Genomic DNA, 15,069 nt, shown 5'->3' on the forward strand with positions numbered 1-15,069 from the left:
GCGAGCCGAGATGACCAGGGTTCGGCAGCGGCGGGCGTGTCGGCCGTAGCGGACGGCCAGGGCCTGGTTGTGCTTGAGCTTGTTGCGGCATCGCTCGACGACGTTGTGGCACCGGCAGACGGACCGGTTGAACCGATCGAACCGGGTGCGGGCGGTGACCGAGTCGTTGCCGGCCCCTCCGCCGAGGGGCCGGCAACGACTCGATCACCGCCCGCGATTCACCGGTCGGTTCATGACGACGCACAACGAACTTGCCGGCGCGCCCCAACCATCTTGGGGACACGACCCGGCGAAGCATCTGTCCCGTGACGGGATTCGACGCGGTGCCGTCGGCCCTCCCACCCCAATGGAAGGGCCTACGGCGCCACCACGACCGACCGCGTGCTTATCAGGTGCCCGCGGTGGGAGCGGCAGTGATCACGCCAGGCCGTAGGCGGAGCCGCATTGGGCCTTGTCGCCCTTCACGGCGCAGACCGAGACGACGATCGGCGTACCCTCCGCGATGTTGCCGGTCTTCCAAGGGGATATGTAGATCGCCGCGTGGCCGCGCGAGGTCGCCATGCGGTAGCCCTGGGCGCCGTCCTGCGTCGCCGCCTCGGCTTCGATGCCCCAGCCGTCGCCCAGGATGTCGCGGACCTGAAGAGCGTCTCCCGGGATGGGCGGGTCGACGGTGTGGTCGGGGTCGGCGTTCCAGTCCGCGAATCCCGCGCGCACGTGGTTGTTGTAGACCTCGATACTGAAGCTTTTGCCCACTCTGTCCACGCTGAACGTGAAGTTCGGGTCGGCCGAGGCATTTCCGGCCCCTGTGATGACCGCGGTACCGGCCAGGCCGAACACGGCGACGGACGTACCCAGGAATCGTTTGAGTTTCCGCACTTCGGAGAATCTCCCGTGATGATGGGTGCCTTGGTCAGAGGGCCCATGAGGGGCAGGGGCTTCATGGGCCCGCTCTGCGAGACCACTGCGTGACCGGGTCTCCCGGCTGACGCCCGACCAAGAATGCACCACGTGACGTCCGGTGTCATTGGCGGACGGTCCACACCTCGTTGGCGCTGCGTCCACCCCGGACGTCCATGACCGTACTCGGCCGCCTTTGCGACGACCCAGCAGGAGGCGGCAGGAGGCGACAGACCGCGAACGGGGCGGGGACGGGGGAGGTTCGCCCGAGAGAGGCGGTTTGGGGGACGAAGCAAGTAGACGGCCCGTGATGGGCTCGGCGGCAGAGGCGGGCGCTGTCCGAATACCCAGGTCACGGCTGGTTCGCAAGGTTTCCACAAGGTCCGTGGCGCACTATTCGGGTGGGCAACACGGAATGCCGCTGAGCGGAACCGAGGCGGCGATGCACGTCATGCCGCCGGTCTCGGCCTGTCCGGCGCAGCGGTAGGCCCCCACCCGCACATGTCACCCACAGAAGGAACCCTTGTGAAGAAGCCCCGTATGGGCCGCGTCGTCGCGGCCTCGGCCGTGCTGATCAGCAGCGGCGCCGTAGTCTTCATCCCCGCGTCGGTGGCCTCGGCCACCGAGGCCGACTGCGACGGCATCGCCGTCATCGGCCGCTTCAGGGCCGTCGAGTCCGGAGCCTCGTTCGACTTCAGGGGCCGCCGCGTCGAGCTGCAGAACGAGTCGGCGCTCGACCGCTACAGCCGCGCGGAGATCAAGTCCGGCCGCAAGGCCGGCGACCGGCTGTGGGTCGACCGCAGCTTCCATTCGTTCCCCAACACCAAGGGCATCGTCACCGACCAGCAGGCGAAGAGCGAGGGCTGGAAGATGTGCGGCCCCTACACCGGCAGCCGCACGCAGTCCGTCTTCAATTCCAACTTCGCCGCACGCGCCTGTGCCGAGATCGAGGGCATCACCAAGTGCGGAAAGTGGTACGTGGACTGACGTGTCCCGGCGGCGGGGCGCCGAAGCGGTGCCCTGCCGTGTCACCGCAGCATGCAAGGCCGTCACCCCTCCCCCTGTGGACGGGCGGCGGCCTTGCGGGCCGTCTGGGCACGCTCGTGATGTCGGGTGGCGATCACGGTTAGAAGGGCCGGCCTCGGTTCGCGAACGCCCCACACCTTGGCGTTCCCGCAAAGATCGGTGCCCGCCTTCCGGGCGGTCGCGTACGCCAGACATGCGATGTCTAGCGAATGACATATCGCTCTATTACTCCTCTAGCGGGTCAAATAGCCTTCCACTGATGGTGGTTCATCCCTTCACGCCCGTTGACATGGACGGGTTGCATAGCCGAACTTCATGCGTAACACCCGGCGCCTTGGAACCCAGAGGGAGGGTCGCCCTTGAAGGCCTGGGAGCGCATCCTTCGGGCTGCCGATCCAACCGCCTCTCCCCGAACGTCCGAGCCGCCCCGAAACGGGAGTAGACCCATGCCGTCAGGAAAGCTGTCCCGTCGCACGCTGCTGGGTGCCGCCGGCACCGCGTTGGCCGCGACCGCGCTGCCCGTGATCCCCGCACTGTCACCCCTGCTGACGAAGGCTGCCGCCGCGGACCCGCAGACCGACCTGGAAAAACTGGTGAACATGCGCTTCGGCATGTTCAACCACTTCAACCTGGGCACGTTCACCAACGAGGAGTGGGCAGCCCCCAATCAGAACCCAGCCCTGTTCGCGCCCACAGCCGTGGACTGTGCCCAGTGGGCGGCCGCCGCCACGGCGGCGAAGATGAGTTACGGCATCCTGACGACCAAGCACCACGACGGCTTCGCCCTGTGGCCGAGCGCCTACGGCACCCAGAACGTCGCGAACAGCTCCTACAAGCACGACGTCGTGAAGGCGTACTGCGACGCCTTCCGGGCGAAGGGACTGAAGGTCGGCCTCTACTACTCGATATGGGACCGCACCTTCGGCGTCGAGGCGTGGGAGAGCCGGCACAAGGTGTCCGGTCTCGAGATCACCGACGCCATCCAGCCCAGCGACATGACCTTCATCCTCGGCCAGATCACCGAACTGCTCACCGACTACGGCACCATCGACCTGTTCGTCACCGACGGCTACGCATGGCAGATGGGCCAGCAGGCCGTCTCCTACCAGCGGATCCGCGAGCACGTGAAGTCGCTGCAGCCGGACATCGTCATGATCGACCACGGCGGGCTGTCGGTACCGTGGCTCGGTGACGCGATCTACTTCGAGGAGCCGCTGGGCGTCTCCGCGCCGACCGGAAACACCTACGCCGCCACGCAGGGACAGACGATCAGCAACGGGTGGTTCTGGCATCCCTCCACGCCCACCGAGGGCCTGATGAGCAAGGACGCGATCCTCTCGCACCTCGCCGACCTGGAACCGAAGTACACCTCGTTCATCCTCAACTGCCCGCCCAACCGCAACGGAAAGCTGGACACCAACATCGTCAGCCGACTCGCCGAAGTCGGGGCGGCGTGGAGCCCGAACGCCTCCCGGCCGCCGCTGCCCGCCCAGATGCTCCGCGCGGAACACCCAGTGACCCCCGTCAGCGCCTACGCCACCGGATTCCACACCGGCGAGGGACCGCTCAACGCCATCGACGGGCTGAGCGACAAGGGCTACCAGACCTGCTGGTCGACGTGGGGACTGTCCCCGGCCCTGCCCCACTCGATCACGATCGACCTGGGCGGAGTGTGGAGCAACGTCTCCACCTTGGAGTACCTGCCCAAGCAGTGGAACCGCGACAACTCGACCGACGGCGACATCACCTCGTACACCATCTCCACCAGCACCGACGGCACGAACTTCACCCAGGTCGCCACCGGCGCCTGGGCCGGCGACCGCGCCACCAAGGTGGCCGAATGGCCCGCCCGGAACGTGGGCTTCGTACGGATCCAGGCCAACGCGGGCACCGGCGGCTACGCCAACATGGGCGGCGTCCACATCGGCGGCCGGACGGCGAAGCCGGCCCTGGTGTCGACCGTCCTCCCGGGCGACGGAACGGTCTACCGCATCGTCAACCGCAAGAGCGGCAAGGTCGCCGACGTGTTCAACTTCGGCACCGCCAACGGCACCAACATCCAGCAGTGGCCGTGGCTGAACAACACCGCCCAGAAGTGGACCTTCGCCTCCACCGGAGACGGCTACTACGAGATCAAGAACGTGAACAGCGGCAAGCTGATGGAGGTGGCCGGCCTCTCGAGGGCGGACGGCGGAAACGTCGCCATCTACGGGGACAGCAACGTTCCCCAGCAGCACTGGGCAATCACGCCCACCGGCGACGGCTACTACTACCTCACCAACCGGTTCAGCGGACTGTCCCTCAACGTCGACGCGGGCTCGACCGCCGACGGGGCCAACATCAACCAGTTCACGTACAACCGCGCGCCTGAGGAGCAGTGGCAGATCATCGCCGTCTGATGCTCCCGACGATCCTGACGGCGCCGCGAGGAGTGGCGCCGATCCGGTACCTGAAGGGGCGGGCGGGCGCCGGGGCCCCGTGGCGAGGACCGCCCCCACAACGGCGGAGCGGGTCCGGGAGCCACCGCAGGCAGCCACCGGCCCGAGCACGCGCACGCCCAGCACGACGATGCCCTGGAAGGCGCTGCGATGCCCCTCGACATCAACGGCCGGTTGGCGCTCCTCCGTTGGGCTGACGCGCGGCGTTGGCGGTGAGCAGTTCCCGCAGAAGTCCGACGACGAGATCGGGCCGTCCGATGAACGGGGAGTGGCCCGTCTGCCACTCGCGCGCGTCGGTACAGCGCGAGGCCATCTGCCGCTGCAGGACCGGGTCGACGGCCCGGTCCTGCGCGCAGACGACATAGGTGGAGGGCGTGCGCTTCCAGCCGTGGTGCTCTGGAATGCCTCGCCCGCAGCCGGGGGCCTGCGCACGCAACAAGCCGACGGCCCAGGCCGCGAGGGGTTCGGGACAGTCGCCGTAGAGGGTCCCGGCGGCCCGGTCGGGACGCAGACCGGTCCAGCCGTCGTGCTCAGGGCCGATCGCGGCCTGGAGTCCCGGGGACGCGCCGCCCAGACCTGCCGCGCTCTCACCGACGTCCGGGACGAAGGCCGCCAGACAGACCAGGTGTCCCGCCCCGCGCAGCCCAGTGATCACTGACCCTCCGTAGGAGTGACCGAGCACGGCGGGAGGCTCCTGGAACGAGTCGACGACAGCCTGCACCGCGGCTGTGTCAGCGGGCAACGAGCCCCGGTGGAGTTCGGGAACGAGGACCTCGGTTCCCGCGGCCCGCATGCGTTCCGCCACCAGGGCGAAGTGTTCGGGACGGTGATACAGGCCATGCACGAGCACCACGGCGGCCAATGCGTACGCCTCCTCGGGTCGGTGGCGGACGAGTGATCCAGGACGGCCGGACAGTCCCGCCGGCCGCCCTGTGCCGCCGCGACGACGCCCCGGTCGGCGCCCGCCCACCGACCCTGAGCGCGCTTCCTGCGCCGCGGCCCGGGTGCGCCCCGGTGGGTGGGCGGCGGGGTGAACCGAGAGACGAACTGCTCGACTCCCGCAGTCTTTTGCGAACGACATGACAATCTCGTGGACCTTTTCGACTTTCGCTGTGTACGTTCTGTGCAGGGGGAGCGAACATCACCGCCGTATGTCTGCCGCCGACGTGCTGACCGTCGTCCGGCCGCGGACCGCTTCGGGCACGGGTGGTCGCAGATCTCGCATCTGCTCTGTCCGCCGTGCGAAGGAAGTGTCCCGTGCTGACGTCGATCGTCTGCGGCGCGGCGCTGCTTCCCGTGGCATGTGCGTCACCGACGGCCCCGGCCGGCGTGCACCCGGCGTCCGAGGGCAGTGCGCGGCCGACCCCAACGAAGTGATTCCGATGCCCTCTCCTCACATTGGAGGCCATGTGGTCCGCCGTCCCCCCGCCCGTCTCGTCGCCACCGCGCTCGCGGTCCTCGCCGTGACGACCGGTCCCCTCCCGATCGCCTCACCGGCGGTCGCGGACGGCAGTACGGGCGCCCCGCTCGCGGCGGAGAAGGTCTTCCAGTCGGACCGCTACGTTCCGCGCCGGGATGTCACCCATTCCGCCGGCCCGAACGGATACCTGCACTCCCAGGAGGGCCGTTCCGGCTTGCTGTGGACGTCGTACGGCACCGGTACGACGACCGAGTTGGGCGCCCTCTCCCAGGCCGCGATCCCCGCGTATCTGGGATCGTCGTCCGACATCGTGACCGAGGTCGTCTCCCGTACCGGAAAGGTCGTCCTCAGGGACATGGCCGCCGGCACCACCACGGACGTCGCGATCACCCACGGCACGTACTGGGCCACCTACGGCGCCCATGTACTGACCCAGGCGCGGGATGCCGACGGAAACCGTGTGATGTGGGTGTACGGCTCCGGCGGCCCGGCCGACGGCACGCTGGTCGACGGCTGGCCGACCGGCATCACCACCAGCTTCTCCGTCCTGGGCGGTGACAGTGCCACGGCCGTCGTCAGCTACGCCCTCGGCAGCACGCGTCACCTGGCTCTGGTCGACCTGGCCGCGGCGAAGGTCACCGCGGACGTGAGGGTGGCTGCCGCGCCGACCACGGTAGCGCTGAGCGTCGACCGACTGGTCTGGTACGGGTACGGCACCACAGTGCACGTCCTGAACCGGGCCGACCTCGCCGCCACCGAGACCACGGTCACGCTGCCCGGCACCGAGGGCACCCCGCAGTTGGGCATCGCAGGCCGCTGGCTCGTGGTCGCCCGTTCCGTGCCGGCGCAGCCCGGCAACTTCGTCGACATGTCCGGCGAGCCGCTGAGCGCCGTCCCGCTCTCCGGGGGCGATCCGGTGACCCTCCTCCGGCATGCGAGCACCTCGCTCACGCCGACCCCGGACGGAGGCCTGCTGGCCGTGGGCGGCGCGGACTCCGGTCACTGGGCGGTGCGCAAGGTCACCGACATGGGCGCGGACACACCGACCCTGACGGAGGTGACCGCCGTGCCGCCGGTGGCCGCCAGGATCGACCGTCTCTCCCTGCAGAACGGCACCCTCGCCACCGACGAGGCCGACAGCAGTTTCATGAGCGCCTACTACACCCGCCCGGTCTCCGCCGACGGAACACCGGGCACACCCGTGTGGCAGACCTGGAAGAACAAGCCGGTCGGCCCGTACGCCACCGGCGACGGCCGCGTGGTGGAATCGGTCGCCTCCCCCGGATCCGACGTCGGTTCGTGGCTGGGCTCGGTCGACCGCTCCGACCCTGCGGGCTTCTTCTACTATCCGTCGGCCTCCGGTAGCATCCTGGACGTCACCGGCCGCTACGCGATCGTCAACGGCTCCTCCCCCGCCCGGCAGTACGTGGGCGACCTGGGCGTGTACACCGACCTTCGCCCCATCCTCACGCGCGCCGTCACGGCCGCCTCGGTGTGGGGAACCGAGCTGTGGACACCGGGCGCCACCGCCGGCACGGTCACCGCCAAGGACCTCAAAACCGGCAAGGCGACCGCCACGGTGAGCACCGGCGCCCCGTGCGTCCCACAGGAGCTCCAGGTCGTGGGCCGGTGGATCTACTGGTCGTGCGGCACCACGGCCTCGGCGGGCGTCTGGGACCGGACGTCGAAGAAGAACATCCCCGTGCCGTCCGGCGAGGCGCTGCTCGGCGACGGCTACCTCGTACGTCACGACATCCCGGCCGAGGCGCTCCTGCTCACCGCCTTCGCGGACGGCACGGCCGCCACACGGAAGATCGGCGACCTCGCGGGGGGCGAATCCGGCCTGCGCGGGGTCACCTGGACGGTGGACAAGTTCGGCGGACCTGCGGCTTACGTGGATGCCGCCCGCCGCATCCACCTGGTGCCCAGCGGGGCCGCAACCCAGCCGCTCGGCGTCATCGAGTCCGACACGACCGACAACGCCGACGAGACCAGTGCGGCCACGGACCCGTGGTGGCAGTGGCGTGGGCTGCTCTCCAAGCCCGCCGCCTCCTGGACGGCCACGCTCACAGCCAAGGCCTCGGGTCGGGTGGTCCGTACGTTCACCGGCGGCGAGGTGGACGGCACCCTCACCGCGCGATGGACCCTTCGGGACGCGGCGGGCGCGCTCGTGCCCAACGGCACCTACATCTTCAAGCTCACCGCCCCGCCTGCAGACGGCTCCGGTCCACCGCTGACCGTGTCCCGCACGGTGACCGTGTCCACCGGGTCCGTCATGGGTCACGACTTCACCAGCAGCGGCTCGCCGGCGCCCGACGGCATCGGCGACGCCCTGACCCTTTCCTCCGCCGGAGTGATCGGCTATCGGCCGGGCAACGGGGCGGGAGGCTTCAACGCGGCTGTATCCGGCTCCGGTTGGCCGTCCACGGTCGCCCTCGTTCCCTTCGGCGACCTGAACGGCGATCGCCGCGGCGACATCCTCGTCCGGTTCGCCACCGGCGAGTTGCGCGTGTACCGGACGCTGCGCGGCCTGCCCTTCATCCCCGGCACGCCGCACACCTCTCTCGGCACCGGCTGGAACCAGTACAACGTGCTGACCTCGCCCGGCGACATCACCGGCGACGGACTGGCGGACCTGATCGCCCGCAAGGCGTCGACAGGTGAGGTGTTCCTCTACAAGGGCACCAGCACGGGGAAGCTGTCCGGGCCTGTCCGCATCGCGACGAACTGGTCGACGTACAAGAAGATCGCGGGGGTCGGCGACTTCGACGGCGACGGCCGCGGCGACCTCCTCGTCCAGGACAGGACCAACACACTGTGGCGCTACTCCGGCAACGGGGCCGGAGGCTTCAACGCCCGGGTGAAGGTGGCCGCCGCCTGGGGAGCGTCGTACAACGTCCTTGCCGGCGTCGGCGACATCACCGGCGACGGCAAGGCCGACATCATCGCCCGCGACACCTCGGGCAACGTCTGGCGCTACGCAGGCAACGGCCGGGGATCGTTCGGCGCCCGTGTGAAGAGCGCCACGGGATGGGGGGCCTTCAAGGGCGTCTTTTGAGGGGGCGGCACGTGAGTTGATGTCCGTTTCGCACTTTCGGCAGCGTTTCGGTGGTCAGCTGGGTGCGGGCCTTGCATCGGGAACCGTTGGTCGAGGACGGGTCCGCAACCTCCGACATGCTGGTCGTGTGCCACGCCCTGGCCGTGCGCGGCAGGCCGGCCGTGGTCGCACCTGCTTCTGCCTATGGGCGGCTCGGTCCGGCCGCGAATGCCAGCGGAGGTGCGATCGCCTGCGCGTCCGCTCCTTCCCCGACCCACAGGGCGATGAAGAGAGCGGCGGTCGCCTCCAGAAGTCCCGCACGTTCGAGACCTCCGGCGGCCACGGGCTCGCAGCCCACGTCCTGCACCAACTCGCGCACACGCACGAGGGCCGTCTCGTCGTCCCCGCAGACCGGAACGGCCAGCGGACGCCCGTCGAAGACGGGTGGCCGCATGCGCCACACGCCCTCGTGGCAGAGGTTGAAAGCCTTGACCACACGGGCCCCCGGTGCCGCCGCTGCGAGTTGCTGCGCAGCTGAGGGACCGCCTTCGGTCAGCAGCCGGAAGCCCGGCCCGACCGGGTTGGAGCAGTCCAGCAGCACCTTGCCCTCCAGGGCCGCGCGAAGGTCCCGTGCCACGTCTGCTCCGGCCCCGAAGGGCAGCGCGGCCAGCACCGCCTGGCCGGCTTCGGCCGCCGAGCGCAGACCGGCAGGCTTCGCGCCGCCCCCTATGCCTCTCGCGAGCCGCTCCGCCTTGTGTGCGTCCCGTCCTCCGATGATCACCTCGTGCCCGGCCCGCACCCAGTGGGTGGCGAGCGCGTCGGCCATGCTGCCCGTGCCCAGTACGCCGATTCTCATCCCGTGGACCCTCTCCATGCCTGCTTCGACCGTTCACACCGACGCTAGAAGGCCGTTCGGGCACCATTTGGTTCGTGACGAACGACGCCTTCCTCGCCGACTGCCGTGCCCGCCTCGCCTTCGACCTGCTCTCCAACACCTGGAACGCCGTGGTGCTTTGGGCACTTCGCGACGGTCCGAGGCGCCCGGTCGAACTGCGGGAGCGGATCGGGGGCATCAGCTCCAAGGTCCTCACCGAGACTCTGCGCCGGCTGCAGTTCAACGGACTCGTCGACCGACTGCCGGCCCCCGGCGCACCATCACGGGTCGAGTACCGACTCACCGCTCTGGGAGGGACCTTGCTGGCGCCCATCGACGCCGTCGGCGCCTGGGCCTTCGAGTACGGCGACGAGGTCATGGCCGCCCAGGAAGCAGCATGCACTCCCGCCCCGCGCTCCCCTCGTCCAAGTTGCCAGACAGGTGAACAGGCGAGCGCGGACGTCGTCGACAGCTGAGCCGCACAGGCCGGGGCGAGCAAGGCTTCGAGGATGCGTCGCGGATCTCCTACAAGATCCCGGAGGCCTGCGGAACCGGCAGGTGGGCGAACGCACGCTGCAGGAACAGACGTTGGACGCCCGAAGGGTCGTAGACGTGCTCGGATCCCCGACGGGTGATCAGCTGCTTCGTGCTGATCGTGACGGAAGCGCGGCCTGGCAGGCGACGGCAAGCCGGTGCGTCCGCATCGCGAGGCCGCGGCACTGCTCGACCCGGGCCGCGCACCGCCCGCGACGGCCCTGCTCCCCTTGTGCGCCTCGGCGTCGGTGAGCCGTTGCGAGAACCTGGCCCGAAGCGTCGGCGCAAGTTCAGGCGACCAGGCGGCAACTCATCGCCGGCATCCGCCGGTGCCCGTCGGCTGCCGGATGCCCGGCGCGAGCCGCCCGGCGGGAGCACATCGGACCCGGCCGCAGCGGGTCCGCGCCGAGAAGGCGTGTTCCTCCCGCGCCTGCTGCCCATGCCGGTCTGCCGGTCACCGGCGCAGGCGCGGCAGCCGTGGTGGCCGGCTGCCCGCCTTCGCCCCGATTCGCGACGCCTACTGGTCGCGCTTGGGCCAGACGGGGCCCTGATCGGTCCAGATGACACCCTTGTTGCGGCAGAGGCAGAAGGGGTGGCCGACGGGGTCGGCGTAGACGCGGAAGCCGTAGCCGTTGGGGCCGATACAGTCCCGCAGCAGTGTCGCGCCGAGGGCCAGGACGCGTCGCTGTTCGGCCTCGACGTCGTCGACTTCGAAGTCGAGGTGGAACTGCTTGGGGTGTTCGCTGTCGGGCCACCGCGGGGCGCGGTAGTCCTCCACGTGGATGAAGGCCAGTTCGATCTCGCCGAACCGGATACCGGCCCAGTTCTCGTTACTGTCGGCCTTGACCGGAAGCCCCGTCACCTCGGAGTAGAAGGCTGCCAGCTTCATCGTGTCCGGGCAGTCGATGATGAAGTCGGTTAGTCGTAGCATCCCGTGATCTTGCCACAAGAGATGCCGGATCGAGCCGCCGCGGCACTGTCCTGGGCTCCCGGTGACGAGGCGACCGGCCCGGGTCGGGCGAGGCCCCCGTCAGCAGTGGCCGACCGACGTCTGGTTCGAGACCTGGGTGGCGATCATGTAACCCTGCCCGTACCCCGTGCCGACCTTGAACCAGCCGGGCAGGAAGTGTCTCGGGCCTACGTCTCGGTGCAGGTGGCCGAAGGCCGATCGCCCGGCCGGGCTCGATGGCCACGAGAGGGGGCGCGCCCCGCTCCGAGCGCGGCGCGGAACGGCGCAGGCCGTCCCCCAGTGCGGTCGATCAGGTGAGCTTGAAGAAGAGCGTGTCCTGGGTGTACCAGCCGATGTTCTTCGTGGCGTACTCCCACTCCTTGTGCTCGGTCTCGAGCTTTTCGATCAGCTCCTGCACGTCGTACTGGAAGTCGGCAGGCATCCGGTCCAGGACCGCGCGGTAGCCCTCGGCGGCGGGCTTGGCCCTGGCGAGCGGCAGATGGCCGATGGCGGGGTAGCCGTCGATCGAGTGCGGGATGAACGGGAAGCCGTCGGGCAGCCCGCCGTAGAGGTAGCCATGGGGCAGCAGGTCGGCGGGTACGCCCAGGCGTCGCATCTCGTCGTCGACCAGGCCGAAGAACGTCGAGGGCTTCGAGTAGGTGCCCAAGTGCATCGGATCGGACGCGTTGTGGTCGATGATCAGCTGCACAGCGCAGTGGTAGGCGTTGCCCGCGCACTGCGCATCCGAGTCGGCCCGCCCGGCGATGAGGTGATCGAGTGCCACGGGGACGGACAGGCCCCAGTCGACACCCTGGCGGTCAAGGTCGTCCTGGGCGGCCTGCGCGGCCCGGCGCATCGACTCGAGGCGGCGCAGTTGATCTGCAGTCAGATTGCCGTCGCCGCGCAGAAAGGCCAGGACATCCGCCTTGTCCGCGGTGGAGTACGCGATGTTGTGACTCATGATCGCCATCGTGCCAAACGCCACTGACACGCGGGGCAGCGGCCGGTGGAACTGCGCCCCGTGCCCAGCCGGACAGGTGGAACGGCGCGGTGCCAGCCAGGCCCGGCTCACGCTGCGCAGGGGTTATCTCCTGACGCCCACGATCACGAGGATCGCGACTCCGACGCTGCCGATGATATCGAACGAGGTGCCGCTGTGCGGACCGGCCTTCAGGAGGAACGACGCGGACAACTCGGGCAACGACCCTGCGTCGGGGGGCATCGATCCGCTGCCGGCGGGCATCGACCCGGAGCCGCTGGACGACGGCCCGTCTTCCGCGAGGCTCCGCAACGCGCCCTTGCCGGCGAGCGGCAGGGACATGCCCGTATGCGGTCACGGTGAGGGTGGCGCCGAGCGCGGCGAGGCGCTTCTGGACCGTGCTGGAGGACAGGTCGAGGCGGCCCAGCGCCATGCCCGCGATCACGAACGACATCCACGTGAGTGCCGGATAGAAGCCGGTGAGCAGCAGATCGAGGACGCCGACCTCGCCGAGGTGGCGGAGCGGGTCGCGTCTGTGTCGTACGGCGAACCTCGCGTGGACGCCCGGGGGCGGACCACCCGGCAGGCTTCGGGAACTCCCCCGCCGATCGGCGGGTACCGCCCTGCCGACCGGCGGAGACTCGTCCTGACCGGCGGGTCCGGTGCGACCGGGCGACGGTGTGGTTCAGCCACTTGGCGGGGGTGGACCCGACGGTCGCCGGATGGGCACGAGGTGGCCGGGCTTTCAGGCTGAGGCATGGAACACCGCGCCGGCACCAGGAGCGCGGGGACTGCCTCGGCACTTCGGTCTGCGTAGCGGACTGTGACGCCGCGGCATCGCAGAAGAAAGGATTTTCGTGAACACCGCATCCGCCTCCGCCACGGCCACGGCCACGGATGAGCGTTCCCTGTCCGCCCGGGAGACGGTCAAGGCACTGTACGTGTACGTCCGGCCGCACCGGTGGGCCGTCGCCCTCGGCCTGCTGTGCGCCCTGGTCGGGGCCGCCGGGGGACTGTTGCAGCCGCTGGCGACGAAGGCGCTGGTGGACCGGATGGCGTCCGGTGGGACCATCGCCGGGATCCTGATCGGGCTCACCGTGCTGGTGATGCTGGGCGCGGCGGTCGAGGCGTTCGGCGCGTACGTGCTGGAGCGGACGGCGGAGTCGGTGGTCCTGGCCGCGCGGCGCACCGTGGTGGGGCGGTTGCTGCGGCTGCGGATCGCGGAATGGGAGCGGATCCCGCCGGGTGACCTGATGTCCAGGGTCACCTCGGACACGACGCTGCTGCGGGCGGTCAGCACGCAGGCGGTCGTCTCTGCGGCCACCGGCGCGGTGGCCTTCGCGGCGGCGATCGTGATGATGGCGGTCCTGGACGTCGTACTGCTCGGTGTGACGCTCGGGGTGGTCCTGCTGGTCGGCGGGGCCGTCGCACTGGTGATGCCGAGGATCGCCCGGGCCACCGAGCGTTCTCAGCAGGCGGTCGGGGAGATCTCCGTCGCGCTGGAGCGGGCCTTCGGGGCGTTCCGAACGGTGAAGGCGTCCGGGGCCGAGGAGCGGGAGACCGTCCGGGTGGAGGCGGCGGCACGGAGAGCGTGGCGGCACGGCGTGAAGAGCGCCAAGTGGGAGTCCGTGGCCGGCTCGGCCGACGAACTCGCCGTACAGCTGGCCTTCCTCGCGGTGCTCGCGGTCGGCGGGGCGCGGGTGGCGTCCGGGGAGATCCCCGTCTCCACCCTCATCGCCTTCCTGCTGTACCTCTTCTATCTGATCGATCCGGTGTCCAGGCTGGTCGACGCCGTGTCCCAGTACCAGGAGGGGGCTGCCGCGATCTCACGTATCGCGCAGGTCGAACGCCTGGCGACGGAGCCGACCGCCGGACGGAAGGACGTCCTGCCCCGGCAGGGGGCGGCGGTGCCGGGGCCGGCGTCGGTCCGCTTCGACGGCGTGTCCTTCCGCTACCGCCCGGGCCTGCCGTACGTCCACGAGCAGGTGAGTTTCGAGGTGCCGGGCGCCGGGACGACCGCCTTCGTGGGCCCGTCCGGTGCGGGCAAGTCGACGGTCTTCGCGCTCATCGAGCGGTTCCACGAGGTCACCGGCGGCCGGGTCCTGGTCGACGGCAAGGACGTGCAGGACTGGTCCCTGTCCGAGCTGCGGTCCGCCATCGGATACGTGGAGCAGGACGCTCCGGTGCTGGCGGGCACGCTCCGCGAGAACCTCGTCTTCGCCGCTCCCGGGGCGACGGACGACGACCTCCGCGACGTCCTGGCCCGGACGAAGCTCGACACCCTCGTCGAGCGCCTGCCCCACGGCCTGGACACCCCGGTCGGGCACCGCGGCTCGAAGCTCTCGGGCGGCGAGCGGCAGCGCGTCGCCGTCGCACGCGCACTGCTGCGGCGGCCTCGGCTGCTGCTGTTGGACGAGGCGACCTCGCAGCTCGACGCCGTCAACGAGCTGGCGCTGCGTGACGTCGTCACGGAGGTGGCCCAAAAGACCACCGTGCTGGTGGTGGCCCACCGCCTGTCGACGGTGACCGGCGCCGACCGGATCGTCGTCATGGACGCCGGACGGGTCCGGGCCGTGGGCACCCATGAGGAACTGGTGGCCCAGGACCGGCTGTACGCGCAACTGGCGGCCACCCAGCTCCTGACTCCCGGCCGATGACCCACCACGCGCCGGGTCGTCCGGTGGCCCCTGCCGCATTCCCAGCCGGGCGACCCCACGCGTCGACGCCGACAGCAGTCAAGACCGCGCAAGACCGCGAGAGGCCGCGAGAGGCCGTGCACGCACACTCGGTCCGCCTGGCCGGCGCAGCCGACTGCCCGATGTCGCCGGCCGCGCATCGGCCCCTCGTGCCGTGGCCGGCAGCCGGCCCGTTGCCGTGCCGCCCGCCTGCTCGGTCCCTGGTTCCCTGGTCCCTGG

General features: G+C 70.1%; 10 protein-coding genes and 1 pseudogene. 5 read left to right on the plus strand and 6 right to left on the minus strand.

Going from position 1 to position 15,069, the window contains the following annotated elements; genetic code table 11:
- Positions 1–417: 417 nt before the first annotated feature.
- On the minus strand, positions 418–837 hold the full coding sequence (locus OHS82_RS03590) for a hypothetical protein (RefSeq protein ID WP_157876415.1): 420 nt from the start codon (positions 835–837) through the stop codon (positions 418–420).
- 585 nt (positions 838–1,422) lie between these two features.
- On the opposite strand from OHS82_RS03590, the gene OHS82_RS03595 reads away from it, so the two are divergent.
- Both OHS82_RS03595 and OHS82_RS03600 read left to right on the plus strand, forming a co-directional pair.
- Positions 1,423–1,884, plus strand: coding sequence for a hypothetical protein (locus tag OHS82_RS03595; RefSeq protein ID WP_157876416.1), 462 nt, complete (start codon positions 1,423–1,425; stop codon positions 1,882–1,884).
- Between the two features lie 485 nt (positions 1,885–2,369).
- Positions 2,370–4,322: an RICIN domain-containing protein gene (locus OHS82_RS03600; RefSeq protein WP_328433251.1), complete on the plus strand. Its 1,953-nt coding sequence runs from the start codon at positions 2,370–2,372 to the stop codon at positions 4,320–4,322.
- 202 nt (positions 4,323–4,524) lie between these two features.
- On the opposite strand, the gene OHS82_RS03605 is transcribed toward OHS82_RS03600, so the two are convergent.
- Complete coding sequence (locus tag OHS82_RS03605) at positions 4,525–5,223, minus strand: alpha/beta hydrolase (protein WP_079041468.1); 699 nt, start codon at positions 5,221–5,223, stop codon at positions 4,525–4,527.
- Positions 5,224–5,770: 547 nt separating this feature from the next.
- Here OHS82_RS03605 and OHS82_RS03610 point away from each other — a divergent pair.
- On the plus strand, positions 5,771–8,839 hold the full coding sequence (locus OHS82_RS03610) for an FG-GAP-like repeat-containing protein (protein ID WP_057581920.1): 3,069 nt from the start codon (positions 5,771–5,773) through the stop codon (positions 8,837–8,839).
- A gap of 181 nt (positions 8,840–9,020) precedes the next feature.
- Here the strand turns inward: OHS82_RS03610 and OHS82_RS03615 are convergent, their stop codons facing one another.
- A complete protein-coding gene (locus tag OHS82_RS03615; protein ID WP_057581921.1) occupies positions 9,021–9,674 on the minus strand; it encodes an NADPH-dependent F420 reductase in 654 nt (217 codons plus the stop codon).
- Between the two features lie 74 nt (positions 9,675–9,748).
- Between OHS82_RS03615 and OHS82_RS03620 the strand changes: the two genes are divergently transcribed.
- Entirely contained in the window at positions 9,749–10,168 is a 420-nt protein-coding gene (locus OHS82_RS03620) for a winged helix-turn-helix transcriptional regulator (RefSeq protein ID WP_057581923.1), read from the plus strand.
- 575 nt (positions 10,169–10,743) lie between these two features.
- Here the strand turns inward: OHS82_RS03620 and OHS82_RS03625 are convergent.
- The 3 genes and pseudogenes from OHS82_RS03625 to OHS82_RS03635 form a co-directional block, all read right to left on the minus strand.
- A complete protein-coding gene (locus OHS82_RS03625; RefSeq protein WP_057581925.1) occupies positions 10,744–11,157 on the minus strand; it encodes a VOC family protein in 414 nt (137 codons plus the stop codon).
- Positions 11,158–11,485: 328 nt separating this feature from the next.
- Entirely contained in the window at positions 11,486–12,136 is a 651-nt protein-coding gene (locus OHS82_RS03630; protein ID WP_057581926.1) for a DUF7691 family protein, read from the minus strand.
- Between the two features lie 135 nt (positions 12,137–12,271).
- Positions 12,272–12,683: pseudogene (locus tag OHS82_RS03635) on the minus strand (DUF418 domain-containing protein); the annotation flags it as partial.
- A gap of 328 nt (positions 12,684–13,011) precedes the next feature.
- Here OHS82_RS03635 and OHS82_RS03640 point away from each other — a divergent pair.
- Entirely contained in the window at positions 13,012–14,811 is a 1,800-nt protein-coding gene (locus tag OHS82_RS03640) for an ABC transporter ATP-binding protein (protein ID WP_328433252.1), read from the plus strand.
- Positions 14,812–15,069: the final 258 nt, after the last annotated feature.

Source organism: Streptomyces sp. NBC_00425, from assembly GCF_036030735.1.
GTDB lineage: Bacteria > Actinomycetota > Actinomycetes > Streptomycetales > Streptomycetaceae > Streptomyces.

Coding starts and splice junctions, on each gene's coding strand:
- OHS82_RS03600 (WP_328433251.1), top strand. CDS start 2,370: ATGCCGTCAGGAAAGCTGTCCCGTCGCACGCTGCTGGGTGCCGCCGGC.
- OHS82_RS03615 (WP_057581921.1), bottom strand. CDS start 9,674: ATGAGAATCGGCGTACTGGGCACGGGCAGCATGGCCGACGCGCTCGCC.
- OHS82_RS03625 (WP_057581925.1), bottom strand. CDS start 11,157: ATGCTACGACTAACCGACTTCATCATCGACTGCCCGGACACGATGAAG.
- OHS82_RS03630 (WP_057581926.1), bottom strand. CDS start 12,136: ATGAGTCACAACATCGCGTACTCCACCGCGGACAAGGCGGATGTCCTG.